Origin of the sequence: Actinomadura oligospora ATCC 43269, assembly GCF_000518265.1 — a bacterium.
Lineage (GTDB): Bacteria > Actinomycetota > Actinomycetes > Streptosporangiales > Streptosporangiaceae > Spirillospora > Spirillospora oligospora.
In genome coordinates this window covers 181,527-205,809 of sequence record NZ_JADG01000017.1, presented here as the reverse complement: position 1 = coordinate 205,809, position 24,283 = coordinate 181,527, and the positions used below count along the sequence as shown (strand labels likewise).

General features: G+C 72.8%; 19 protein-coding genes. 11 read left to right on the top strand and 8 right to left on the bottom strand.

Annotated elements, in window-relative coordinates:
* Window positions 1–72: 72 nt before the first annotated feature.
* On the top strand, window positions 73–1,032 hold the full coding sequence (locus P696_RS0125965) for a daunorubicin resistance protein DrrA family ABC transporter ATP-binding protein (RefSeq protein ID WP_034486869.1): 960 nt from the start codon (window positions 73–75) through the stop codon (window positions 1,030–1,032).
* The gene (locus P696_RS0125960; protein ID WP_026414608.1) at window positions 1,029–1,820 is read left to right on the top strand and encodes an ABC transporter permease; all 792 of its coding nucleotides are present in this window, start codon (window positions 1,029–1,031) and stop codon (window positions 1,818–1,820) included. Before P696_RS0125965 ends, P696_RS0125960 begins: the two co-directional genes overlap by 4 nt.
* A gap of 4 nt (window positions 1,821–1,824) precedes the next feature.
* Here the strand turns inward: P696_RS0125960 and P696_RS0125955 are convergent, their stop codons facing one another.
* On the bottom strand, window positions 1,825–2,520 hold the full coding sequence (locus tag P696_RS0125955; protein WP_026414607.1) for a hypothetical protein: 696 nt from the start codon (window positions 2,518–2,520) through the stop codon (window positions 1,825–1,827).
* Between the two features lie 262 nt (window positions 2,521–2,782).
* On the opposite strand from P696_RS0125955, the gene P696_RS48170 reads away from it, so the two are divergent.
* The 7 genes from P696_RS48170 to P696_RS48165 all read left to right on the top strand — a co-directional run bounded on the left by P696_RS48170 (window position 2,783) and on the right by P696_RS48165 (window position 11,247).
* A complete protein-coding gene (locus tag P696_RS48170; protein ID WP_211245861.1) occupies window positions 2,783–3,508 on the top strand; it encodes a hypothetical protein in 726 nt (241 codons plus the stop codon).
* Between the two features lie 109 nt (window positions 3,509–3,617).
* Window positions 3,618–4,046, top strand: a complete 429-nt coding sequence (locus P696_RS0125945) for a PPOX class F420-dependent oxidoreductase (RefSeq protein ID WP_026414606.1) — start codon at window positions 3,618–3,620, stop codon at window positions 4,044–4,046.
* Between the two features lie 144 nt (window positions 4,047–4,190).
* Complete coding sequence (locus tag P696_RS0125940; protein ID WP_026414605.1) at window positions 4,191–4,766, top strand: CGNR zinc finger domain-containing protein; 576 nt, start codon at window positions 4,191–4,193, stop codon at window positions 4,764–4,766.
* A 110-nt stretch (window positions 4,767–4,876) separates the two neighbouring features.
* On the top strand, window positions 4,877–6,886 hold the full coding sequence (locus P696_RS0125935; protein WP_084338143.1) for a CehA/McbA family metallohydrolase: 2,010 nt from the start codon (window positions 4,877–4,879) through the stop codon (window positions 6,884–6,886).
* An 89-nt stretch (window positions 6,887–6,975) separates the two neighbouring features.
* Window positions 6,976–7,665 carry a hypothetical protein gene (locus P696_RS0125930; protein WP_026414603.1) on the top strand — a complete coding sequence of 230 codons (690 nt, stop codon included), beginning with the start codon at window positions 6,976–6,978 and terminating at the stop codon, window positions 7,663–7,665.
* Between the two features lie 8 nt (window positions 7,666–7,673).
* Entirely contained in the window at window positions 7,674–8,432 is a 759-nt protein-coding gene (locus tag P696_RS0125925; protein ID WP_157429916.1) for a hypothetical protein, read from the top strand.
* A 4-nt stretch (window positions 8,433–8,436) separates the two neighbouring features.
* A complete protein-coding gene (locus P696_RS48165; protein ID WP_034486865.1) occupies window positions 8,437–11,247 on the top strand; it encodes a CHAT domain-containing protein in 2,811 nt (936 codons plus the stop codon).
* Between the two features lie 151 nt (window positions 11,248–11,398).
* Here the strand turns inward: P696_RS48165 and P696_RS0125910 are convergent, their stop codons facing one another.
* The 6 genes from P696_RS0125910 to P696_RS48155 form a co-directional block, all read right to left on the bottom strand.
* Entirely contained in the window at window positions 11,399–12,049 is a 651-nt protein-coding gene (locus P696_RS0125910; protein WP_034486860.1) for a DUF6338 family protein, read from the bottom strand.
* Window positions 12,049–12,474, bottom strand: a complete 426-nt coding sequence (locus P696_RS0125905) for a hypothetical protein (RefSeq protein WP_026414599.1) — start codon at window positions 12,472–12,474, stop codon at window positions 12,049–12,051. Before P696_RS0125905 ends, P696_RS0125910 begins: the two co-directional genes overlap by 1 nt.
* Window positions 12,475–12,660: 186 nt before the next feature.
* A complete protein-coding gene (locus P696_RS0125900) occupies window positions 12,661–15,162 on the bottom strand; it encodes a GMC oxidoreductase (protein WP_026414598.1) in 2,502 nt (833 codons plus the stop codon).
* Window positions 15,163–15,225: 63 nt separating this feature from the next.
* Window positions 15,226–16,323 carry an alpha/beta hydrolase gene (locus P696_RS0125895; RefSeq protein ID WP_026414597.1) on the bottom strand — a complete coding sequence of 366 codons (1,098 nt, stop codon included), beginning with the start codon at window positions 16,321–16,323 and terminating at the stop codon, window positions 15,226–15,228.
* Between the two features lie 291 nt (window positions 16,324–16,614).
* Entirely contained in the window at window positions 16,615–19,593 is a 2,979-nt protein-coding gene (locus P696_RS48160) for a helix-turn-helix transcriptional regulator (protein ID WP_084338141.1), read from the bottom strand.
* Window positions 19,594–19,816: 223 nt separating this feature from the next.
* A complete protein-coding gene (locus tag P696_RS48155; RefSeq protein ID WP_051468183.1) occupies window positions 19,817–21,298 on the bottom strand; it encodes a cytochrome P450 in 1,482 nt (493 codons plus the stop codon).
* A 242-nt stretch (window positions 21,299–21,540) separates the two neighbouring features.
* On the opposite strand from P696_RS48155, the gene P696_RS0125880 reads away from it, so the two are divergent.
* Both P696_RS0125880 and P696_RS0125875 read left to right on the top strand, forming a co-directional pair.
* Window positions 21,541–22,335: an aldo/keto reductase gene (locus P696_RS0125880; protein WP_051468191.1), complete on the top strand. Its 795-nt coding sequence runs from the start codon at window positions 21,541–21,543 to the stop codon at window positions 22,333–22,335.
* A gap of 168 nt (window positions 22,336–22,503) precedes the next feature.
* The gene (locus P696_RS0125875; protein ID WP_026414595.1) at window positions 22,504–23,652 is read left to right on the top strand and encodes a glycerophosphodiester phosphodiesterase family protein; all 1,149 of its coding nucleotides are present in this window, start codon (window positions 22,504–22,506) and stop codon (window positions 23,650–23,652) included.
* Window positions 23,653–23,660: 8 nt separating this feature from the next.
* Here the strand turns inward: P696_RS0125875 and P696_RS0125870 are convergent, their stop codons facing one another.
* Window positions 23,661–24,278: a GNAT family N-acetyltransferase gene (locus tag P696_RS0125870; protein ID WP_026414594.1), complete on the bottom strand. Its 618-nt coding sequence runs from the start codon at window positions 24,276–24,278 to the stop codon at window positions 23,661–23,663.
* Between the last annotated feature and the right edge of the window lie 5 nt (window positions 24,279–24,283).

The window sequence follows — 24,283 nt, the reverse complement described above, 5'->3', positions numbered from 1 at the left end:
GAAAAACTTTGTACAGAGTACGGAGATCTGTGGCAGTCTTCATTATGTACGACGTACAGAGTTGGAGGGCATATGAACGTGGTGGCTGAGGCCCTGCGCAAGAGTTACGGCGACACCGCCGCCCTGGACGGGCTCTACCTGGCCGTCCGCGCCGGGACCGTGCACGGGCTGCTCGGGCCGAACGGCGCGGGCAAGTCGACGACCGTCCGGATCCTCGCCACGCTCGCCCGCCCCGACGGGGGCCGCGCCGAGGTCGGCGGGCACGACGTGGTCCGCGATGCCGCCCGCGTCCGCGCCCGGATCGGGCTGGTCGGCCAGCACACCGCCGTCGACGAGGTGCTGACCGGACGCCGCAACCTCGTGATGTTCGGGCGGCTCGCCCACCTGACCCGGCGCGCCGCCCGCCGCCGCGCCGACGAGCTGCTCGAGACCTTCGGTCTCGCGGACGCCGCCGACCGCCCCGCCGGGACCTACTCCGGCGGTATGCGCCGCCGCCTCGACCTCGCCGCCGGGATACTGCTCGCCCCCACCGTGCTCTTCCTGGACGAGCCGACCACCGGCCTCGACCCGCGCGCCCGCGCGGAGGTCTGGCGGGCCGTCCGCGAGCTGGCGGACGGCGGCACCACCGTCCTGCTGACCACGCAGTACCTGGAGGAGGCCGACCGGCTCGCCGACGACATCTCGGTGATCGACCACGGCCGGGTGATCGCGTCCGGCACCCCGGAGGGGCTGAAGGCCGAGCTCGGCGGCGACCGCCTGGACGTGGTGATCGCAGACCCCGGCGACCTGGCCGCCGCGTCCGCCGCCGTCGAGCGGGTCACCGGCTTCCGGCCCGAGGTCGACGAGGACGCGCTGCGGCTGTCCGCGCCGGTCGCCGACCGGGTCGGCGCCCTGTCCGGGACGCTCCGCGCCCTGGACGACGTCCACGTCACCGTCGCCGACATCGCCGTGCGCCGCCCCACCCTCGACGAGGTCTTCCTCCGCCTCACCGACCGCGCCCAGAAGACCACCCCGAAGGAGGCCGTGAGATGAGCGCCGCCACGCTGCGCTGGACCGTGCTGGACGCCTGGACGATGACCGTCCGCGAACTGGAGCGCCGGGTGCGGAGGCCGGGCGCGCTGATCGCCGCCCTCGCCTTCCCGATCATGGTCGTGCTGATGATGGGCTACCTGTTCGGCGGCCAGATGGACGCGCCGGGCGGGAACTACCGCGAGTTCATCATGCCGGGGATGTTCGCGCTGACCATGGCGTTCGGCCTGGAGGGCACGTTCACCGCGATCGCCGCCGACGCGTCCCGCGGGATCACCGACCGGTTCCGGGCGCTGCCGCTGTCGGCGTCCGCGCCGGTCGCCGGGCGCTGCGCGGCCGACCTGGTGGACGCCGCGCTCGGCCTCGCGGTGATGGCGCTCTGCGGCCTGGCGATCGGCTGGAACTGGCACGACGGGGCCGTCCGGGCGCTGGCGGCGTTCGGGCTGCTGCTCCTGCTGCGCGCCTCGCTGGTGTGGGCGGGCGTCTGGCTCGGCCTGGTCGCCAGGGGGCCGGAGTCGGTGATGGTGATCCAGGTGCTGGTCTGGCCGGTCGGGTTCCTGTCCAGCGCGATGGTCGACCCGTCCACGATGCCGGGCTGGCTGGGCGCGATCGCCGAGTGGAACCCGCTGTCGGCGACGGTCACCGCGTGCCGTGACCTGTTCGGCCAGCCGGGCTGGGAGGCCCACTCCTGGCCAGGGCGGCACGCGCTCGCGCTGGCCCTCGCCTGGCCGCTGGTGATCACGGCCGTCTCGCTGCCGATGGCCGTCCGCCGCTACCGGCGGCTCAGCTGAACGGCTAAGGGAGGAGCGACACCCGGTGCCGGGCCAGGGCGAGTGCCGGGTAGCACTCGTCCGGTACCGTCTGCGCGCCGCCGAGCACGGCGCGCAGACGCTCGCCCACGGCGGCGGGCGAGAACGGCTGGACGGTGCACAGCTCGGCCTGCATGGCCTGCCGGGCGGCGGTCATCAGCGCCGGGACGTCCCCGACCGGGACGATCTCGGTCGGCGTGTCCCCGTAGCCGAGCCGGACGGCGATCGCGTGCAGGTCGCGGCCGTCCGGGTAGCGGAACTCGCAGACGATCCGGTCGCCGTCGAGCGGGCCCTCCTGGATCAGCCAGACCTGGCCGGGCGTGACCGCGCCGAGGTCCCCGGCCCAGGACGGCTCCTCCGCGCGCATCCCGTCCGCCGCGCTCGCGGCGATCTTGCGGACCTCGGCCGGGCCGATCGCGGCGAGCCCGCGCAGGAACGTCCGCGCGCCCGGGGTGCCCGCGGCGCGCAGGGAGGTGACCAGGTCGCCCAGCGCCGCCCGGCGGCCCTCGGCGTGCGGGGCGGCGGCCTCCAGCGTGCCGAGCTGCGCCGACACCCACACCTCGGCGGGCAGGGCGGCGGGCAGGCCGGGCAGCTCGCCCGAGGCCCGCACGAACACCTCGTACACCTCGCGCAGGCCGGGCAGCAGCAGTCGGGGTCCCTGGACGGGTCGGGTCGCGGTCACGACCCCAGCGTACGGTCCGTGCTCTACCGGCCGGTAACCGGTCGGCCGAGGGTCCTTACCTTTTGGATAGGTCTTACTTACTTCAGGGCTCGGACCGGCGCTTTGTGCCGTCCAAACCGGCGACGAAGGCATCAGAAGAGAGCGGAGGCGCCACATACCCCTGACGTCACAGCGCTCCTCCACCGAAGGCGACACTCACTCCAGCGTGGAGCGATTGTGGGCGACCGCCCCACGCGCTCGGAGGAACGAAGGCGAGATGGGCGTGAACCTGGAGGAAGACCTGGTCTACCGACTGCTGCTCGCCGTGGACATCCAGGGCTACAGCAGGCTCGACGCGCGCGGGCAGCTGGCCGCGCAGCACGACCTGGCGGCCGTGCTGGACAAGGCGGCGGAAGCCGCCGGGCTGAGCCGGTCGGACTGGAGCGAGCAGGTGGGCGGGGACGGCGAGCTGGCCCTGCTGCCCGCCGGGACGGCCCCGGCCGTGGTGGCGGGCGACCTCGTGCTCGGCTTCGAGGCCGCGCTGCGCGAGGTGAACGCCGCCCGCGACAGCGCCGGGCCGCTCGACCCGGCGCGCGGCGGCGGCCGGCTGCGGGTCCGGCTGGCGCTGCACCACGGGACGCTGACCCCCGGCCCGTTCGGCCCCGCCGGAGACGCCCCGGTCGTGGTGCAGAGGCTGCTCGACTCGACCCCGCTGCGCCGCCTGCTGGACGACCCGCGCCGCGACCTGGCCGTGGTGGTGTCGGACGCGATGTTCGACGACGTGGTGCGCTCGGGATTCTGCGCGCTCCCCGAGTCGGCGTTCCAGGCCGTCCGGATCACCGCCAAGGGCGCGGTGTTCCGCGGGCACCTGCTCACCCGTCCGCCGGAGCCGCGCGTCCGGGCGCTCCGGGAGCGTCCGGTCCGCGCGGCTGAGGGCGACCCGCCCGTCCGGCTGGCGGATCTGACGCTCCTCACCGGGGTCGGCGGGCGCGGAGACGACCTCAACTGACAGCCTGGACACGACGTCCCGGGAAGCCCGTCCCGCGCCGGGAGGCGCGGGACGGGCCCCGGGTTGTTCCAGTCGATCACCACCGACAGCGAGGACGGCGGAGGCGGACATGGCGGACGATCACGGGCTGCGCAGGCTGCTCACGGAACGCGGGCTGGGCGCCCTGGTGACGATCAAGAGGGACGGGCGGCCCCAGCTGTCCAACATCCTCTTCCACTACGACCCGGACCGGGACCTGGTCCGGATCTCGGTCACCGACGACCGGGCCAAGACCCGCAACCTGCGCCGCGACCCGCGGGCGAGCCTGCACGTGAGCAGCGAGGACGGCTGGTCGTGGACGGTCGCCGAGGGCACCGCCGAGCTGACGGACGTCGCCGCGGACGCGCACGACGCCACCGTCGAGGAGCTGGTCGACCTGTACCGCTCCCTCCGGGGCGAGCACCCGGACTGGAACGAGTACCGCCGCGTGATGGTCGAGGAGCGCAGGCTCGTCATCCGGCTGCCGGTCGAGCACGTCTACGGGCAGCCGCTCCGCTAGCGGGAGCCCACAGGGAGCCGGGCCGGAGTTCAGGTGGGCGGCGGGGCGGCGAGCACCCGGCTGTCGCCCGCTCATGAACCTTCCTGTAACTGCCGTGTAGCCTTTAGAGGGTCACATCGGGCCCCGAGGAAAGTAACTGGTCAAGTGGATTTCAACAGTCACTCCGATCGGGTCGTCACCGCCGCCGTCGAGCTGGTCAACGCCCTGACCCCCGGCGAGCGCCACGGGCGTCCCTACACGCCCCCGTCCGACCTGGGCGAACGCTCCACCGCCGTGAACGCCGTCTGGGGTGAGGCGGGCGGGCGCGCGAGCTTCACCGAGGCGGAGCTGGGTGAGCTGGCCGCCGTCGCCCTCCGGCTGCGCGAGGTCTTCGAGGCCGTCGCGGACGGCGACGTGGACGGAGCGGCCGAGCGCGTCAACCGGATGCTGGACGACACCGCCGCCCGGCCGCGACTCGCCCGGCACGACGGCGAACCCTGGCACCTGCACTTTCACGGCGCCGACAGCGGGCTCACCGCCGAGTGGGGCGGCCCCTGCGCGACCGGCCTCGCGGTCGTCCTCGGCGGCGAGCTTTACGACCGGCTCGGCGTCTGCACCGCGCCCGCGTGCGACCGCGTCTACGTGGACACCTCGCGCAACGGCACCCGCCGCTACTGCTCCACGGCGTGCCAGAACCGGGTGAAGACCGCCGCGTTCCGCGCCCGCCAGTTCCGTCCGTAACCGGCCAGCTCCTCATCGTCCGCCCCACTGTCCCGCCGTGTCACGCTGGCGACCGGGCGGCACGACGGTGGGAGGGCCGGATGTGCGGAGAGTGCGCTGACGCTGGGAACGTGCCCGAGACGGTGCGACGCGCCCTCGAGGAGTACCGGGCGCTGCTCGCGGCCCACGGCCCCACCTGGGGCGAGGACCCGATCCACTACGTCCGGCAGCTGGAGGTCGCGCCGTTCGTCCCGGACGAGCGGGAGTACTTCGTCGCCTGGTTCCTGAAGGCGGTCGAATGCGCCGAGGGATCGACCGGCCCGCACATCGAGGCTGCGCTGAACAGCGTCGACATGCACGAGATCCTCCGGGACGTCCTGGGCGGCGCGCTTCCCGACAACCTCGCCGCGCTGCGGCTCACGCCGGACGGCGCGCACGTCGAGGCCCGTCCGCGCCCGGTCTTCGCCGCCGGGGCCCGGCACACCACGACGCTGCTGCTCGACTCGTCCCGCGACGAGGACGCCCGTGTCGAGATCGACGGCGTCGTCCACGACCTCACGCCCGGCGGCGCGGTTCTCGTGCCGATAGCGAGCGACAGCAAGGTCGTCGTGGACGACGTGTTCGTCTCGCTCGACGCCGTCACCCGCCAGGTCGCGGTGGCGCGGCTCCGCGTGCGCGCGGGCATGCCCTGCCGCTGGACGGTCGTCGGCGACGACGGCCACGGCTGGTACCCGCCGGACGCGCCCGACCGGCACGACGCGCACGCCCAGCCCTACTTCCACGGCGACGACATCGTCCTGGACGTTCCGGCCGAGCCCCTCACCATCCTGGTCACGCGCGGCGCGGAGTACGAGATCGCCGAGGTCCGCGTCCACCCCGCGCCGGACGAGGAACTGACCGTCGAGCTGACCCCGCGCCGCCGCTACGATGCTCCCGCGCGCGGCTGGTACGGCGGCGACATGCACGTCCACATGAACTGGGCAGGGAACAGCGTCGGCACGCCGGAGCAGGCCGCCGCGATCCAGCAGGGCGAGGACCTGCACGTCCTCAACCTCGTCGCCGGGAACGTCTCGGGCGTCCGCGTCTACGACCGCGAGGCGCTGGAGCACTGGGCCGGACGCGACGCCCCCTGGTCCACCCCGCGCCACATCGCGCGCCTCGGCGTCGAATACCGCAACGACCTGCTCGGACACCTCTACGCGTTCGGCATGGACCGTCCGCCCGAGCTGTACCACACGGGTTTCCTCGGCTCCGACGACTGGCCGCCGAACGCCGAGGGCATCCGGGGCCTCACCGCGCGCGGCGCGATCGTGGGCTACAGCCATCCGTTCCACCTCGCGGTCAGCGAGGACGGCGAGCCCAGCGAGGCGCTCTCCGACGGACGCAACTGCTCGGCCCGCGAGATCGTCGCCGACGCCGCGCTCGGCCTCGTGCACAGCCTGGACGTCCTGAACCACTCGGACGTCCACGCGACGGCGCGCGTCTACCGGAGGCTGGTCGGCGCGGGGAACCGGCTCGCCGTCACCGCCGGGAGCGACACGCAGATCTCGTTCACACGCCGCGGCAACCAGTCCAGCCCGCCCGGCTGGGAACGCGTCTACGCCCGCGTGGACGGCGACCTGACCGCCGCGTCGTTCGCCGACGCGATCCGCCGCGGACGGACCTTCGCGACCACCGGCCCCTGGCTCGAACTCGACGTGGACGGCCACGGCCCCGGCGACACGCTCGACCTTCCCGAACCCGGCGGAACGGTCACCGCCACCGTCCGCGTGGTCGGCGAGGAGGTCGAGACCGTCCAGCTGCTCACCTCGGACGGCGTCCTCGCCGAAGGCCCGCCGGACGAGCTGACCGTCCGGCTCGCCGTCTCCGAGCCGATCTATGTGATCGCCGTGGCGGTCGGCCAGGAGCACGTCCGGTCGATGCACCGCTCGGGCGTCTACGCCCAGACCAGCCCCGTCCACGTGCACGTCGCCGGACGCCATGTCGCGCGCGAGGACGACGTCCGCTGGTGCCTGGCTTACCTCGACGGCTTCGAGCGCATGATCCGGGACCGCGCGCGGCTCAGCGACGACCTGCGGCTGGCCGACCACATCAGCCTCATCGAGGCCGCGCGAACCGTCTACCGCGACCGGCTCGGCTGACGGTATTTCTCCACACGATGCCGATTCCCCGCACCATTCAGGAGGGACCGCCCTAGGCTGGTGGACATCCGCGTTCGAGGGATCCACCGATGAAGCGTTCTCACGAGGACAGCATCCGGAAGGCCCTGGTCCACTGGGAGGCCGGACGGCAGGCGGAGGCGGACGGGAAATTCCTGCTGGCCGCCCACAAGTACACCCGTGGGTTGGGGTCCTTTCTCAGCTACGTCAAACTCGCTGAAGGGAAGGATCCGGCGCCGGCGTACTTCGCCTTCGGCTGCCTGGGGCGCGAACTCACGCGGCTTCTCCTGCCCGCCTCCCGCCATTCCGCGCTCCAGAACGCGCGGATGGCGTTAGCCGCCTCGCATATCGCCGACCCGACCAGGGGCGACGTGCCCGGCATCGAGCAGGCGGTGCGAGATGGCAGGCCACGGCCCTTGTACCAACTCTCCCTGGGCGGCGAACGCGCCCCACTGACCCCGGAACTGCGGATCGCGGGCGCCGCCGACGCGCGGGACCTGCTGGCCTCCGTGCTGGAGATCCCTTTCACCGCCACGACACGGAAAAGCGCGCGGGCGTTGTGGGTGATCGAGGACTGGGACTCGTTCGGCAAATGGCTGGGCTACCACACGCAGAAGAAGCGTTTCTTCCAGGCGGTGCTGCCGAGTTGCGCCGGCATGGACGAGGAGGACGAATGCCATCGCCTGAAGACGGAGGCCGACGCGATCTTCGCGGAACTGAAACGGGTGTCCCCGCAGTTCCTGCCGGGGAAGCGCATCTGACGCCAAACGTGAGAGTGGCCCTGGGACGCCACCTCCGGGCAGCGCTCGCCGCCTGGACGGAAGCGCGGGACACCGATGTGGGCGGTGGCAGGCTGCGCGTGGGCCTGGCCTATCAGCGGGCCATGAACCACCTGCTCCTGTATGTCACTCTCGTGCGCGCCCACCAGCGCTCCGTCAGCGAGGGGCGGGCCGAGCTGCTCGCGGCCTGCCACGCGCTGTCCGTCCTCGGGCAGGAGGCCGTCCCGAAGATCTCGGCGTCCCGGGCGCCCCACCACGCCGACATCCAGGCGCGTGCCGCGCTGGCCGGCGCCCACCTCGCGGATCCGGCCCACGGCGATCACACGGAGGCGGCCCGCGCGCTGGAGGCGCCGCCGGTCGAGCGGTTCGCCCCGGACGGACGCGGCGACGTGACGGCCGCCGAACGGATCGCCGTGGCCGCCGAGGCGCGGCTCCTGCTCGCCGAACTCATCGCGGACCATCCACCGGCGCGCGGCGCCCGCGGCCGTCCCTGGCGGATCACGTCCGAGCCCGCGGCCTCGCGGCTGATCGTCGTCCTGGAACGCCGCCGGTTCCGCCGCGCCGTCCTCCCGAGCTGCCAGGGGCTGTCCGCGCGGTCCGAGGCGGAGACCCTCGGCGAGGAGGCCCTCGCGCTCTACGCGGCGCTGGCGCGGGAACGCCCTTCGTACGCGGACGCGTCGCGACGTGCCAGGGAGAGGTACCGGGAGGTCGCCCGCGTGTTCGACCCGGCGGCCATCTGGGCGGAGTGAGCGGATGTCCGAGTGGCTGCAGGCCCTGGGCGTCCTCGGCGTCGTCATGATGGCGGTCTTCGGCTGTGCGAACTGGCGCGTCCCCCTGATCGAGCGCTACCGCATGACCGGCTTCGGCCCGGGCTTCCTGATCTATGTGCTGTGCGATGTCGGGCTCTCGCCCAGCGGGAAGCCCGGCTGGTACGAGGGGGCCGGGGGAGCGGCCATGGCGCTGGCCGGAGCCGCCATGCTGTGGCGCAATTGGGAGGCGCATCGATGGGGGACGGCCGACGCCGACAAGTCGGCGGCCTCTGCCGGTGACGCCGAGTCGGCGCTGCGCCACTTCTACAAGCACGGCACTCTCGGATCGCTCGACCATGCCGTCCAGGGCTACCAGGACGCTCTCCACACCTCGGTGGGCGAAGGGCCTCGGCTGCGTGCCAGGAGCGTGCTGCTCCGGGCCCTGCGGATTCGGTACGAGCGCCTCCACGAACGCGCCGACCTCGACGAAGCTGTGCGGATCGGTAGGGAAGGACTGTCGGCCAGGGGACTCAAGACTCACCGCGCGCTTCTCCTGACCGAGCTGAGCACGGCCCTCCGGCTGCGCCACGAGCACACCGGAGCCGCGGGCGACCTCGACGAGGCGCGTGAGTTCGGCACGCGGGCCGTGGCGCTGCTGCACCCGAGGCACCTCTCCTACCCTCTGTGCTGCTCCCGCCTGAGCGCGGTGCTGTTCAGCGTCCACGAGTCCACGGGCGACCTGCCGTCCCTGGAGGAGGCCCTCGACCGGCTCCGGTCGGCCATCGACTCGGCGTCCGCGCGGGGGTACATCCGGGTGGCCGACGAGATCAGGATGTGTCACCTGCTGACGCGCCACGGCAGGCTCGTCCAGGACCTCGGGGAACTCCGGGTGGCGATCGAGTTGGGCCGCGAGGTCCGCCGCCGGCTTCCGCCCGGCGATCCCCTGTACTCCTCGGCGCTGCATCACCTGTCCCTGGCGCTTCGCGTCGCGCACGCCCAGCGGGGTGACACGCCGCCCGCGGACCCGATCCGGCACTACGAGACCAGGCGAGCGCCCTCCCTCCTGGACGAGGCGGAGGAGGCCGCGCGGCAGGCCGTGCTCGGAGGGGCCTCCGACGCTCCCGAGACCGCCCGGTACTCCCTCAACCACGCGCTCGTCCTGCACGCGATCCATCGGGACGATCCGGGCGGCGGCCACCTGGACGACGCGCTCGCCGCCGCCACAAGTGCGGCGTGCCACGAGACGTCCGATGTGCCGACCCGGCTGCGGGCGGGACTCGCCTGGAGCGACATCGCGCTCGCCGAGGGGCTGCACGCGCAGGCCGTCGAGGCGCTGGAGGACGTGATCGCCCTCCTGCCGCGCCTGGCGGCCCACGAGCTGGAACGCGGCGACCAGGAACAGCGGCTCGCCGGTGTGCCGGACGTCGCGGCGACCGCCGCCGCGGGCGCCCTGGAGATCGGGAGGCCCGACAAGGCGGCCGTCCTGCTCGAGCACGGCCGGGGCGTCCTGCTGGCCCGCGGCCTCGACCTGCGGACCGACCTCGGCGCGCTCGCGGGCCGTCACCCCGGCCTCGCGGACGAGCTGGACGGCCTGCGGCAGGAGATGACCCACGTCACCGCCCTGCCCGGACGAGGCGAACAGGCCGACGCGGCGCGCCGCCTTCGCGCTGGCCAGGACGAACGCTGGCAGGACCTGGTCGGGCGCATCCGGGCCCTGCCGGGCTTCGGCGACTTCGCCCGCCCGTTCTCCGCCGACCGGCTGCGGGCCGAGAGCGAGCAGGGCCCGCTCGTCTACCTCCATGTCACCGACCGCAGATCGGACGCCATCGTCGTCACCCCCGACGGGTTCCGGACCGTGGCTCTGAACATCACGGCCGACGGCGTCGGGAAGTGGTCGAGACGCCTTGACGACTGCTTCCGGCCGGGCGTGATCCACGACGTCGACGCCCAGGGCCCGGCCTTCGACGCGCTGGCCTGGATCTGGGACGAGATCGTGGCGCCGATTCTGCCCGCCGCCTTTCCCGCCGACGTGCCTCCGGGAGCGTCCCCGCCGCGCCTGTGGTGGGTGCCGACCGGGTCGCTCGTCCGGCTTCCCCTGCACGCGGCGGGCCACCATCGCGACGGTGGGCCGACGCTCATGGACCGGGTGGTCTCGTCGTACGTCCCCACGGTCCGGGCGCTCGGCACGGCGCGGCGACGGGTCCGTCCGTCCGGTGACGGGTGGCTCGTGGTCGCGATGTCGGACACCCCGGATGCCAGGCCCTTGTCCGGAGCGCTGGACGAGGCGAGGTTCATCGAGCGCGCATCACCCGGGCCGGTGACGCTCCTCGCGGACGGCGACGCGACGCACGAGCGGGTGTGCGCCGAACTGCCGCGCCATCCGTGGGTGCACTTCGCTTGCCACGCGGTGCCCGAGGCCGAGACGCCCTCACAGAGCAGGCTGCTCCTCCACGACCACCAGCGGACGCCGCTGACCGTCGCCGACATCTCGGCCCTGGACCTGCGGGAATCCTGGTTCGCCTACCTGTCGGCCTGCGAGACGGCGGTGACCGGTCCGCGCTTCCACGACGAGGCGATCCACCTCACCTCGGCGTTCCAGCTCGCCGGATTCCCGCACGTCGTCTCGACCCTCTGGAGGCTCCCCGACCGCGGCGCGTTCCAGCTCGCCAAGGCCCTGTACACCGAACTCGACGCGACAGGCGAGGCGGACGACGGCATCGCCCGGGCCGTCCACGCGACCGCGCGGAGAGCGAGTACCGAGATGTACCCGCGCCTTCCCGGGCTATGGGCGGGACTGATCCACGTCGGAGCCTGACCCGGACGCCGGGTCCTTGTCCGCGGTGGGGGAGAGCCCGGCGCGTCCGGGAGGTGCGGCGGTGGGTTCGGCGGTGTCGTCCGCCGGAGAATGGCCGCGAACCTCCGCCACCGATTCCTTCAGTTCCCGTTCGAACGGGGTCAGTTCGTTCTCAGGCATCATCGCCCCTCTTGGTATCGTCCGGCCGCACGATCTCCAGGTAGTCGGTATCGGCGGACCGCACGAAGAGGCCGCCGCTGCCGTCCACCCGCCGTAGGAAAGCGCCCTCGCCGTCCATCATCCATGCCGATTCCAGGTAGAGCTCCTGCGGATGCGGATAGGACGTCGCGTACGAATCCTTTCCGTACCATCCCCCGGCCCACGAGCCGTCCTTCATGCGCACGCGTACGAAACACGACCCCTGCTTCCGGAACATCTGATCCCACGCGGTCGGCGTCGCCTGATAGCGCGCCGCATTGAGCCTCCGGCGTTCCCGGCGGGTGACGAGAAACGCCGCGAAGGCCGGGACCAGGACGAACAGGACGAGCCCCAGAAGCCCGGTCAGTCTCGGCTCCCGGAACACGTGCGACCACCCGTGCTTCTGCCCGCCTCGCACCACACGCACCAGCGTCGGGCCGATGAGGACGAGGTACAGGGCGTCCAGCACGAGGGAGGCGACGAGGGCGCGGGCGACGCGCTCGCCGAGGTTCTGCTCGCCCGGGACGGGGCCGCGCAGGCGTTCCCGCAGGAACTGGTAGGTGATCCCGGGCAGGACGACCAGCACCAGCAGCGCCAGCTGCAGCACCGTCGAAGGGGCGCTCATCAGGTTCCGCCGGGGCCGATGTCGGGGTCCCTGGCCAGCCGGTTCGTCCGCACGGCCGCGGCGGTCAGCGCCGCCACGACCGCCAGCGCCGAGACCGTGACCCACGACCGGTGGGCGGCGATCCGGTCACCGGCGTGCCAGGACGGCAGGTTCAGCAGGAGGAGCAGGACGCCGCCGGCCATCCATCCGAGATCGACGACGAGGCGCCGGAGCGCCGTCATCTCCACCAGCAGCATCGCCGCGGTGGCATGGAACATCAGGGCAACCAGCATACTCTCGGAGGAGTGCCCGGCCAGCAGGATCCACGTGCCGAAGGCGACGAGTCCGACGATCACCCAGATCTTGCGGCGTCCGCCGCCGGTCCGCCGGGAGGCCAGGAGGGCGGCCCCGACCGCCAGGTTCCCAGTGAGGAGGATTCCGTTCACGCTTCCTCCAGCGTGGACGTTCAGGTCGGACATCGAGCCTACGGGAACGGTCACGGACGCGGACGGAAAGCACATCAGCGGGATACGCGGGCGCGCGCGAGGAGGAGCGCCCGAAGAGCACAGAAAAGGGCGCGGGACGGAGGCACCCCGCAGTTCCTCCGTCCCGCGCGTTCAAGGGGCCCCGGTTCAGGTGAGGTCGGGGCCGTAGACCTCCCAGAGCTCGCCGGCGAAGAACCGGCCGAACTCGACCAGCGCCGTCGTGCCGTGCGGCCCGCCGGTGCGGAAGGTGGTGAGCTGCCGCGCGAAGTCGGTCAGCTGGATGTGCAGCACGCCCGCGCCGACGACCTCGGCGTCGGGGTCGTCCTCCGGCCGCACGTGCCCGGCGAGCAGGCGCGTGGAGAGCGTGGAGGTGTCCGGCCAGATCCGCGTCGGCGGGCCGTGCAGGACGTTCTTCTCACCGGTCAGGGTGAGGTCGCGCCCACGGTCGTCGGTGAAGAACAGCCGGTAGCGCATCACCCGGCGCTGCGCCTCGCCGGTCGGCGCGAACAGGTTGAACCAGCCCTGCCGGACCGGCCGCCGCCCGCCGCATCCGGCGGCCTCGATCCAGCCCTCGGCGGTCGCCTCGTGCTCGGGCTCGGCGAGGAAGCGGTGCACGTCGTCGGTGCTGATGGTCAGCCGGAACGCGAACGGCTCGCGCCCCTCGTGCACCTCGCCCGCGCGCGGGTCCGGCGTGCCGAAGGTGACGTGCCCCTTCATCTGCTCGGTGAAGGACAGTGACGTACGTCCCGCCGCGTTGGGGGACCGGTCCCCGGGTCCCTTCCGCGGCCCCGGTTCCGGGATGTACGCACTGCCGCTCCCCGCCCCGTGATGCGGGCCTGCCGTGGAGGCAGGCCCGGCCCCCGCGCTTCTGGACGCGGCCCCCACGCCCGCCCCCACACCGGCGACCACGGTGGCCGTGTCGGTGACGGGCGCGACGGCGGCCTCCGCCGTCGTCGTGGTGGAGGACGCGCTGGTCGTGGACATGCTGCTCTCCAACAGGTGGGTGCTCATGCGGTCGGCGAACGCCGCGATCGTCAGCGAGGGATTCGGGCCGACCGGACCCGGCATGACCGAGCCGTCCGCGATGTGGAGTCCCGGGTGGCCGTAGACCTCGCCGTACGGGTCGCACACGCCCACGCCGTCGTGCGCGCCCATCGGCACGCCGCCCAGCGGGTGGACGGTGATGATCCGCTTGCGGAACCACATCGGGTTGTCGGCGTACTCGGCGCCCAGCACGTCGGCGATGCTCTGCATCGTCTTGCGGACGCGCTCGAAGTAGGCCTCGCTGGTCTTGGTCGTCCAGTCGGCGTAGAGCCTGCCGTGCTTGTCGAGGTCGAGACGGCCGTCGGGGATGTCGCGGCCCATGCCGAGCAGCGGCAGCGAGCTGACCGTCAGGGAGCCGTCGCCGACGAGCCTGCTGAGCTCGTCCGACAGGTGCGTGTCCGGGACGTCCTTGAAGAAGTCGAGGAAGCGCTCGGCCAGGAACTTCACGATCCGCTCGATCTGGCCGGGGACGTCGAGGCCCTGCACCGCCCAGTCGACGAAACCGGGGTAGCCGCCGTCCTGGATGTAGGCGCCGCGGCCCGCGCCGGGCACGCCGTCCACGTCGTCCGGCAGCCGGATCGCGCTGGTGATGACCGGGCCGCGCGCGGCGTCCAGAGGACGGACCCGGTTGCGGTCCTTGGCCTTGAGTAGGAACGTCAGCAGATCGCCGTTGCCGCTGAAGCGGGAGCCGAGCGCGCCGCTCAGCCCCGGCAGCGCCGCCCGCGAGCGCAGCAGGATGCGCGCGGTGCCGTACGTCCCGGCCGACAGGATCAGCCGGTCGCAGCCGATCGTCTTCACGGGCTGCTTGCGCGCCCTGGACTCCATGTCGTGGACGATGTAGTCGACCTCGTACCCGCCGGCCGGACGTGGCCGGATCGCCTTCACCTCGTGCCCGGTGCGGATGTCCGCGCCGTGGTGCTGGGCGGCCGACAGGTAGGTGTGGTCGAGGGTGTTCTTCGACCCGTCGTTGCAGCCGATGTCGCACTCGCCGCACAGGTTGCAGGTGCGCCGCGGGACGCCGTGGAGGTTGCCGTAGGACGGCTCGGCGATCGGCAGGCCCACCGCGGGCTGCCCGCCGGGCTCGGCGGCGAAGCGGACCGCGAGCGGCGGCAGCGTCACGTCCAGGCCGAGCTCGGCCGCCGCGTCCTGCATGGCGTGCGCCTTCGGCGTGTTGTCGAACGGCGCCCGGTCCAGCGGGAACGGCGTCGGCTCGAGGATCTTCTCCACGGCGTCGTAGTGCGGGTCCAGGTCGGCGCGGCTGATCGGCCACGACTCGTAGGAGCCGTCCGGCATCTCCTCGTGCACGAACCAGCGCTCGTCCTTGCGGAGCAGCACGTTGGCGTAGATCAGCGAGCCGCCGCCGAGCCCGGACGAGACGACCGAGTCGCAGCCGTCGAAGCGCCACACGTCGAACATGCCGTACAGGCCCGCGCGCGGTTCCCAGAACGCCCGTCCCATCTCGGCGGGGGAGCGGGGGAAGGCGCCGGGCGGGTAGGGGCGGCCGCGCTCCATCAGCACCACCGACCGCCCGGCCTCGGCCAGCCGGTACGCGCTGACCGACCCGCCGAATCCCGAGCCGACGACGACCGCGTCGACCTGCTCCATGCTGTTGCTCCTGCTCTTGCTTCTGTGTTCTGTGCGGACGGCGCCCCGGCCCGGCCAGGCGGCCTAGGCGGAGTGCCGCTTGAGGAAGTCGACGATGCGGGGGAACACGTCGAGGTGCGAGTTCTTGCCGATGAGCGGGTCGAGGTGCCCGTAGCCGGGCAGCACCGCCAGTTCGTGGCGGCCGGGCGCGGCCTTCTCGAGGATCTTGTGGAGGTGGACGTTGGAGTCGGTGAACACCCGGTTCTTCTCCGGCGCGAGCAGCAGCAGCGGCGTGGTCACGTCGGCGGCGTTCGCCAGGTAGTCCTTCGGCAGCGCCGCGTACTTCGGGTCGTCCGGGGAGAACCTCACCGAGCGCCCGGCGTCGACCATCTTGCGGACGTGCCGGTAGTAGTGCAGCCCGGACGCGCAGCAGATGTCGGCGACGCGCGCGTGCGTGGCGGGCAGCAGGTTCTCGTGCTCGTACATCGCGGGCTTCCCCGCGCCCCACTGGAAGCTCTGCATGTGGCAGGCGCGGATGTCGCACTCGCGGTGGAACAGCGACACCATCCGCGACAGCATCCAGCCGCGGGTGAACGCCGGGGCCTCGCCGAACCGCGGGTCGAGGAACGGCAGCCCGACCACGTACTCCAGGAACGCCGGGCCGAACGACAGCTTCAGCTTGGAGAACGCCGGAACCCGCGGCGTCAGCGAGACGCTGTTGCAGGTCAGGCTGGTGATGTCGGTGACGGTCCCGGCGAACAGGGCCATGGTGAACGACACCGAGCCGAGGCAGTGCGCGATCACGTGCAGCCGCCGGTCGCCGATCTCGCGGCGGATCACCTCCAGGGCCGCCGGGAAGTCGTACAGCGCGATGTCGTCGAGGGTGTAGCGGTGGGTCTCGGTGTCGTAGGGGAACCGGCCGCTCATCCGGAAGTCCAGCGCCCACACGTCGGTGAACCCGGCGTCCAGCAGGTGGGTGGTCAGGTTCTGGTGCTCCGGCATGATGAACACGTCGCTCGCGGACGTCAGGCCGTGGACCAGCAGCACGACGTCGTCGCACTCCGCGCGCTCGAACCGGGTGAGCTCCAGCCCGAGACCGTCCCCCGTCGCGAACGGGAACACCGTGACGTCGGCGTCCTTGACGCCCTCCAGCGTCCGCCGCGGAATCGTCGTCTGCGTCATCCTCGCCTCCGTGTTTGCCCGCAAGAATGATGCGGCCGGGCACTGACCGGCGGCATCGTGGGAAACCCTGACTTGTCCCGGAAGCCCGGACCCGACGGCACTGACACCCCTCTGCGCACCGCGCCCACCGCGTCCCGGTGTGTGCTGAACTCGTCCTTCTCTGGGACGACGGCGCCGCGCGTCCGGTTGGGACGTCCGACCGTCCGGATGTCCGGACCGACGTCCGAATCCGTTTCCGGAACGACGTCCGCCCTAGTATCGGGTGAGTTGCGGACCGGCGTCGCGGCGGGGTCAGTCCCGGCCGGAATCGCCGCGGTTGAGGGAGCTGACGACGCCGACCCGGGACGAGACGCCGAGCTTGGTGAAGATGTGCGACAGGTGCGTCTCCACCGTCCGGACGCTGACGAACAGCCGCTCGGCGATCTGCGAGTTGGTGTAGCCCTCGGCGACCAGCGACGCCACCTCGTACTCGCGCTTGGACAGCCCGCCCGGCCCGGAGCCGCGGCCGCCGGGCGCGGGCACCCGCACCCCGACGCGGCGCTGCTCGCGGGCCGCCTGGCCGTGCAGCGTCCGCGCCCCGCACGCCTGGAACGTGTCGGCGGCGATGCGCAGCTGCTCGCGGGCGGCCTTGCGGTCCCCGGCCTCGGCGTAGGCGGTTCCGGCGCGCATCCGGGCGCGTCCGGCGTCGATGCGCTCACCGGCGGCCTCCAGCGCCTCGGCGGCGGTGAGCGCGGCGCGCGCCGCCTCGCCCGGGTCGCCGTTCAGCAGGGCGTGCGCGCGGGCGAGGTCGGCGAGCGCGTTGTTGGAGTCGACGCCGTCCAGCCGCATGTGCTGCGCGCGCTCGGCCCACTCGAGCGCGGCGTCCCGCCTGCCCCGCGCCGCTTCGACCTGCGCGAGGGTCTCGGCGCAGGACAGCAGCGTGCGCTGGTCGAGCGTGGGCGTCTCGAAGCCGTTGGTCGCCTTCATGATCGCCTGGACACCCTCGTCCTGGCGGCCGAGGCCGAACAGCGCCATCGCCCGCGCGTAGTGGGCCATCGACCCCCACCACTCGCCGATGCCCGCGCCGGTCGCGACGGCCTCGTCGGCGTGCCGCAGCGCGGTCTCCTCGTTGCCGGACCAGGTCGCGACCAGGCTCTGCTGGGTGAGCGCGAACACGATCTGCTGCCCCGAGACGACCAGCCGCGCCTCCTCGACGGCGTCCTCGGCGACGGACGCGGCCTGCGCCAGGTTCCCCAGCGTTCCGTAGGAGCGGGCCAGCCCGGCGAGCAGGTTGGGGACCACGTACAGCTGGCCGGTGTCGCGGGCGACGTCGAGCGCGCGCTCGAAGTGCCGGGCGGCGTTGCCGTACCGGCCGAGCATCGTCTCCGCCCAGCACAGCCAGGCGATCGCGTCCATCCAGTCGGCCAAATGCTCGTTCGGCGCGGTGTGCAGCAGCCGGTCGGCGACCTCCGCGTAGCGCAGCGCGTCGGCGACGCGTCCGCCCGCGAAGGCGGGCATCGGGCGCAGCGCGGCGACCGCGACCCTCAGGCTCGGCTCCCAGTCGTCGGAGTCGTCCGGCATCAGGTCCAGGACGGCCTGCGCGGCGCGGAACTCCAGCCGCATGGTGCGCTCGGCGACCAGCCGCATCCGCAGCGGGATCGCGGCGGGGGAGCGCGGGTCGGGCATGTTGCGCAGCTCGTCCAGCAGCAGCGACCGGGCCTCGTGCGGACGGTCCAGCTGGCGTTCCATGAGCGCGGCGAGCCGGGCCGCCTTGGCGCGCCGCTCGTAGGCGTCGCCGGGCAGCAGCCGGAGTAGCGTGCGCGCGGTCTCGCGGCCCTCGGTGAGCGCGCCGCCGACCGACTGCACCTGCGCGAGCTCCATCAGCAGGTCGATCCGGGACGGCAGCCCCGCGCCCCCGGGGGCGTTCTCCGGCATCAGCCGCAGCGCCGCCTTCAGCCAGTGCGCGGCCGTCACCGGGGCCTGCGTCGCGTAGGCGCGTCCGGCCTCCACGAGCGTGGCGATCGCGGGACGGTCCCCGACGCGCCCGGAGCGTTCGACGTGCCGGGCGCGGACCGCGGCGACCGCGCCGATCTCGGCGAGGTAGGTCGCGATGCGGGCGTGCGCGGCCAGCCGCCAGCCCGCCGCCGCCGACCCGTACGCCGCGTGCCGGACGAGCGGGTGCCGGAAGCGGAACCGTCCCGCGCCCGGCCGGACGATGTCGCGCGCGACCAGTTCGTCCAGCGCCGACAGCGCGACCGGGTCGGACACCTCGGCGGCGACGGCGGCGAGCGCGGGGGCGAACTCGTCGGCGGCGACCGCGGCGCCCTGCGCGACGCGGAGCGCGTCGGGGGACAGGCCGCTCAGCTCCATCTGCAACGCCGCGCGGACGGCGGGCGGCAGGTCGCCCTCCCGCGGTCCCTCGGCGAGCGGCTCCTCGCTGCGGGCGAGCGCCTCCAGGTAGAACGGGTTGCCGCCGCTGGCCTCGAACAGCTCGCGGCAGCGCGTCGCGGTGACGTTCGGGCCGAGCACCTGCGCGACCTCGTCCTCGGTCAGCGGACGGACCCGGACGCGATGCCCGCACGCGCCCTGCAGCGACGCCTCGACGAGCGCCGCGAGCCGCGCCGACGCCTGCGCCGGACGGTAGGCCACCGCGATGATCACGCGGGCGCGCGGAGGGTGCCGGACGAGGTAGTCGAGCAGCTCGATCGTCCCCTCGTCCGCCCAGTGCACGTCGTCCAGGATGAGGACGAGGCCGTCCTCGGCGGCGAGCTGCTCGAGCAGGCGGCGCACCGCGCGGTACAGCTGGTAGCGGGCGACGGGGGTGTTGCCGGTGACCGTCGGCATCGTGCCCTGCACGACGGCGGCGAGCGCGGGGAAGACCGGGAGCAGCAGCTTCACGGTCGCGGGACCGAGCTCGGGGAGGTGTTCCTCCAGGTGGTCGTCGAGCGCGTCGACGACCGCGCCGAACGGCATCTCCTGCTCGAACTCGGCGGCCCGTCCGGACGACACCGCGAGCTTGCGGGCGACCGCGCCCGCGGTCAGCTCGCCGAGCAGGCGCGTCTTGCCCGCGCCGGGCTCACCCGCGAGCGCGACGAAGCGGAACACGCCCGCGGCGGCCTCGTCGAGGCTCTCGTCGAGGACCTGGAGGACGTCGTGCCGTCCGACCAGCGGAACCTGGCCGGGACGCGCGTCGTTCCGCTCGCCCGGACCACGCCCCGTCGCCGGGCCGCCCGGACTGTGCCCGGCCGGGCGCGGACGGTCCGCGCGCTGCTGGTCCGTACGACCATCCATGTCCACACCCCACCAGAGACAGGCGGTCGATACGCCGTGTTGGTACTCTTGTCGCGAATGCGTCGATCGCGGGGGCCACTCTACCGAGTGGACGGTCGGTTCGAGTGATCAGCTCCCCCCCGATCGTCACAGTGCTATCAACCGTCCTCACGGCACGGGTGTCAACAGTCTGAAGTGGACCGTGCCTTAGTCGTCATCTTCTTCCGTCCGGTTCCGACAGGGTTCACCACGACGCCCCGCCCTCTCTCGGACGCGCGATGACCAGCGCCGATCTGGCCGGCACGAGCGTGACGTTCTTGAGCCGCCGTTTCTCGGCCTCCGGGCGCGCCGCCGTCAGCGTCACGCGCCGTAGCACCTCGGCGAGCACCACGCGCATCTCCAACAGTGCGAGCTGCGCGCCTGCGCAGTAGCGCCGGCCGCCGCCGAACGGAATCCACGCCCGGTTCGCGCGCGCCACGGCCTCGGGCGACGACGCCTCCGCGAGGAACCGCTCCGGACGGAACAGCTCCGGCGACGGGAACGCCTCCGGATCGCTCAGCACCAGCGGGATCGACGCCGACAGGTACCAGCCCGCCGGGATCTCGTAGCCGCCGATCTTCGCCGTGTCGTCCAGCAGCCTCGGCGCGCCGAGCACGACCGGCCGCGCGCGCAGTCCCTCCTTGACGACCGCGTCCAGGTAGGACGTCTCCCCGCGTCCGGCGGACGAGCCCCCGCGTCCGGTTGGCGAGTCTCCGCGCGCGGACGAGCCACCGCGCGCGGCGGACGGGCCGGACGTGAGCTCGGCGACGAGCGAGTCCATCGCGTGCGGCGTCCGGACGAGGCGCTCGAACGTCCACGCCAGCGAGGTCGCGGTGGTCTCGTGCCCGGCGGCGAGCAGCGTCATCAGCTCGTCCCGGATCTCCCGTCCGGTCAGCGGCGCGCCTTCCTCGTCGCGCGCGGCGACGAGTTGCGACAGCACGTCGGAGGCTCCGGCCGTCGCGTCCGGCTCGGCGCGGCGGCGCGCGATCTCGTCGTACAGGATCGCGTCCACCTCGTCCCGCGCGCGGACGTAGCGCGTGGTGGGCAGCACGCCCGCGCGCAACAGCAGCGGGGAGGCGAGCGCGCGCTCGCGGGCGTTCGGCGGGATGCGGACCAGCGCCGCCGACCCCGCGAGACGCATCAGCCGGGGAAGCAGCGTGCGGAGCGCGCCGAGCCGCCGCGCGTCTTCGATGCCGAACACCACGCGGATGATGACCTCGAGGGTGATCCGCTCCATCGCGGGACGCAGCGGCATGGCGACGCCGACCGGCCAGCGCGCGGCCTCGGCCACGGCGATCTCGGCGATCCGGTCCGCCCAGGAGGCGACCGCGCGGCCGTGCAGCGGCGGACTGACCAGGCGGCGGTGCCGCCACCACGGATCGCCGTCCAGGCAGAGCAGCGACTCCTCGCCGACCAGCGGGCCGATGAACGCGCGCCGCATCTCGCCCGCGCGGCCCGGCCCGCCGTCGGTGGCGAACACCTCCTCGGCCAGCTCGGCGGTCGCGACGCAGACCTCGGGCGGGAGGCCCGGGTACCGCAGGGTGAAGATCGGCCCGAACCGGCGGCGGCCCGCCTCGTAGAAGCCGAGCGGGTCGGCCATGAGCCGGGCGACCTGGGCGGCCGGGGGCATGCGGAAACCGGGGGGCTGGGGCGCGGACGGCACGCGGGAGTGCGCGGCGGAGGGCATGGCGGGGCTCCTGTACGGGGTGGCGGTAACCCCGATCGTGCCCCGCGCTCCGGTCCGTCACATCGTGGGAAACCCCGACATCTTTTCGGGGCCCGCTTTCGGGGCATGGTCCAGAGATCGGATACAACCGAGACGGATGCTCGTTCGTGCAGGTCTGTACGTGCGAATCCGTTAAATACTTTTGCTTCGGAAAAGGGGGGATCGTGACCGTACCCAACGTGCGGCTCAACAACGGCGTCGAGATGCCGCAGCTCGGCTTCGGGGTCTGGCAGGTCGCCGACGACGAGGCCGAGAGCGCCGTCGCCGTCGCGCTGAAGAACGGCTACCGGAGCGTCGACACGGCCAGCGCCTACCAGAACGAGGCGGGCACCGGGCGCGCGCTGCGCGGCTCGGGCGTCGACCGCGACGAGCTGTTCGTCACCACCAAGCTGTTCAACTCCGACCACGGCTACGACTCCACGCTGCGCGCGTTCGACGTGAGCATGGAACGACTCGGCCTGGACGTGCTGGACCTGTACCTGATCCACTGGCCGGTGCCCTCGCACAACAAGTACGTGGACACCTGGCGCGCGTTCGAGAAGCTCTACAAGGACGGCCGGATCCGCGCGATCGGCGTCTCCAACTTCACGATCGGCACGCTGGAGCGGCTGTTCGCCGAGACCTCCGTCAAGCCGGTCCTGAACCAGGTGGAGCTGCACCCGAACTTCCAGCAGGAGGAGCTGCGCGCGTTCCATGCCGAGCACGACATCCGCACCGAGGCGTGGAGCCCGCTCGGCCAGGGCAAGGGCCTCCTGGACGACCCCGAACTCGGCCGCATCGCCAAGGCGCACGGCAAGACCGCGGCGCAGGTCGTCCTGCGGTGGCACATCCAGCTAGGCAACATCGTCATCCCGAAGTCGGTCACGCCGTCCCGGATCGCCGAGAACATCGACGTGTTCGACTTCGAGCTGAGCGACGCCGACATGGCCGCGATCGCGGCGCTGGACACCGGGCAGCGGCTCGGCCCCGACCCGGCCACCTTCGACTGGATGGGCTGACACGAGCGGACGGGCTCGGGGGCATGACCGGCCGGGTCGTGCCCCCGGGCCCGTTCATCTGTCGGGCGGTCAAGGTTGTCCGGGACGTCACCGCCGGGTTCCCGGCCGGGACCCCGTCAGGTCGGTACGTTCCGGGCACACCTCGTCCCACGAAAGGGAGCCCGACAGATGATCCGTCGAGCCCGAGCCCTCGCGGCGGCCGCGGCCGTGCTGGTGCCGGTCGCCGCCCTCGCGGCCACCACCCTGCCCGCCGCCTCGCCCTCGGCCGCCCCGTCCGCGCAGGCCGAGCCCGCCATGACCGTCGCCCGCGGGCCGCTGATCATCGGGCACCGGGGCGCGTCCGGGTACCGCCCCGAGCACACGGAGGGCTCCTACGAGCTGGCCGTGCGGATGGGCGCGGACTTCATCGAACCCGACCTGGTCGCCACCAAGGACGGCCAGCTGGTCGTCCGGCACGAGAACGAGATCGGCGGGACGACCGACGTCGCGTCCCACCCGGAGTTCGCGAGCCGCAGGACCACCAAGACCGTGGACGGCACGAAGATCACGGACTGGTTCACCGAGGACTTCACGCTCGCCGAGATCAAGACGCTCCGCGCGGTCGAGCGGCTGCCCGACATCCGGCAGCACAACACCCTCTACAACGGCCGCTACCAGGTGCTGACCCTCCAGGAGGTCATCGACCTGGCCAAGCGGTTCACCCGCGAGTACCACCGCAAGATCGGGATCGTCCCGGAGACCAAGCACCCGACCTACTTCCGCTCGATCGGGCTGCCGCTGGAGAACACCGTCGCCGCCACGATCCGGCGGAACGGCTTCGACAAGGGCGGGCGGACGGTCGTCCAGTCCTTCGAGCCGTCCAGCCTGCGGATCCTGCACAAGGCGCTGCCGCACGTGACCGTCCTGCAGTGCATGTCGGCCAGCGGCTCGCCGTACGACACGGTCGCGACCGGCCAGGGGCCGACCTTCGCGGAGATGGCCGAGCCCGCGGGCCTGAAGACCGTCCGGACCTACGCCGACTGGATCGGGCCGGAGAAGGCCATGGTCGTCCCGCCGAAGGCGGACGGCTCGCTCGGCACCCCCGGGCCGCTGGTCAGGGACGCGCACCAGGCCGGTCTCAAGGTCGTCCCGTACACCTTCCGGAACGAGAACAAGTACCTGCCGACCGACCTGCGCAACGGGACGCCCCTCGGCGACTACGGGCAGAGCTTCAAGGAGTACGACGCGTACTTCAAGGCGGGCATCGACGGCATGTTCACCGACAACTCCGACACCGCCTTCCGCGCCCGCCAGGACTTCCTGGGCGAGCGCTCCTGACCCTCGGGTCAGCCCGCTTCGGGGTCCCGCCACATCAGCCACACGGGCGGGGCCCCGTCCCCGGGGAGCCGCAGCTCCCTGGTCACCCTGAACCCGAACTTCTCGTAGTACGGGACGTTGCTCTCCTTGGACGACTCCAGGTAGGCGGGCGTCCGGGCCTCGTCGCACCGCTCCAGCCGCGAGCGCATGAGGGTCGTCCCCAGGCCGTGGCCCTGCGCCTTCGGGTCGGTGCCGAGGAACGCCAGATACCAGTGCGGTTCCTTCGGATGGTGGCTCTCGACACGTCCGAGGGCCCGCAGGGCGGTCGGCAGGCGCGTCCCGAACGCGCGCATGAGCGGAACGGCCTGGCGCGCCTGCGCCGATATCGGCATCCGCCAGGCACCAGGCGGATCCCACAGCGCGGACGACTCGATGTCGTCGAACCGGCCGGTGTGCTCGCTCGCCCCGTGCCCGAGATGGACGGCGCGGAACAGGGTGGCGAAGGCCGCTTCCAGCCGCCGGGGCCGGGACGACTCGTCCGGCAGTATCCAGCTCCACACCGGGTCGTCCTCGAACGCGCGCGCGAGGACTGCCGCGATCCGATCGCTGTCGGACGCCGTCGCCACACGCGCCTCAGAACCCGCCATGGAGC

Bases quoted from the DNA above. Each gene is read 5' to 3' on its own strand.
- P696_RS0125875 (WP_026414595.1), top strand. From the start codon at position 22,504: ATGATCCGTCGAGCCCGAGCCCTCGCGGCGGCCGCGGCCGTGCTGGTG.
- P696_RS0125895 (WP_026414597.1), bottom strand. From the start codon at position 16,323: ATGACGCAGACGACGATTCCGCGGCGGACGCTGGAGGGCGTCAAGGAC.
- P696_RS0125870 (WP_026414594.1), bottom strand. From the start codon at position 24,278: ATGGCGGGTTCTGAGGCGCGTGTGGCGACGGCGTCCGACAGCGATCGG.
- P696_RS48155 (WP_051468183.1), bottom strand. From the start codon at position 21,298: ATGCCCTCCGCCGCGCACTCCCGCGTGCCGTCCGCGCCCCAGCCCCCC.
- P696_RS0125930 (WP_026414603.1), top strand. From the start codon at position 6,976: ATGAAGCGTTCTCACGAGGACAGCATCCGGAAGGCCCTGGTCCACTGG.
- P696_RS48160 (WP_084338141.1), bottom strand. From the start codon at position 19,593: ATGGATGGTCGTACGGACCAGCAGCGCGCGGACCGTCCGCGCCCGGCC.
- P696_RS0125965 (WP_034486869.1), top strand. From the start codon at position 73: ATGAACGTGGTGGCTGAGGCCCTGCGCAAGAGTTACGGCGACACCGCC.
- P696_RS0125945 (WP_026414606.1), top strand. From the start codon at position 3,618: ATGGCGGACGATCACGGGCTGCGCAGGCTGCTCACGGAACGCGGGCTG.
- P696_RS0125910 (WP_034486860.1), bottom strand. From the start codon at position 12,049: ATGAGCGCCCCTTCGACGGTGCTGCAGCTGGCGCTGCTGGTGCTGGTC.
- P696_RS0125960 (WP_026414608.1), top strand. From the start codon at position 1,029: ATGAGCGCCGCCACGCTGCGCTGGACCGTGCTGGACGCCTGGACGATG.
- P696_RS48165 (WP_034486865.1), top strand. From the start codon at position 8,437: ATGTCCGAGTGGCTGCAGGCCCTGGGCGTCCTCGGCGTCGTCATGATG.
- P696_RS0125900 (WP_026414598.1), bottom strand. From the start codon at position 15,162: ATGGAGCAGGTCGACGCGGTCGTCGTCGGCTCGGGATTCGGCGGGTCG.
- P696_RS0125880 (WP_051468191.1), top strand. From the start codon at position 21,541: ATGCCGCAGCTCGGCTTCGGGGTCTGGCAGGTCGCCGACGACGAGGCC.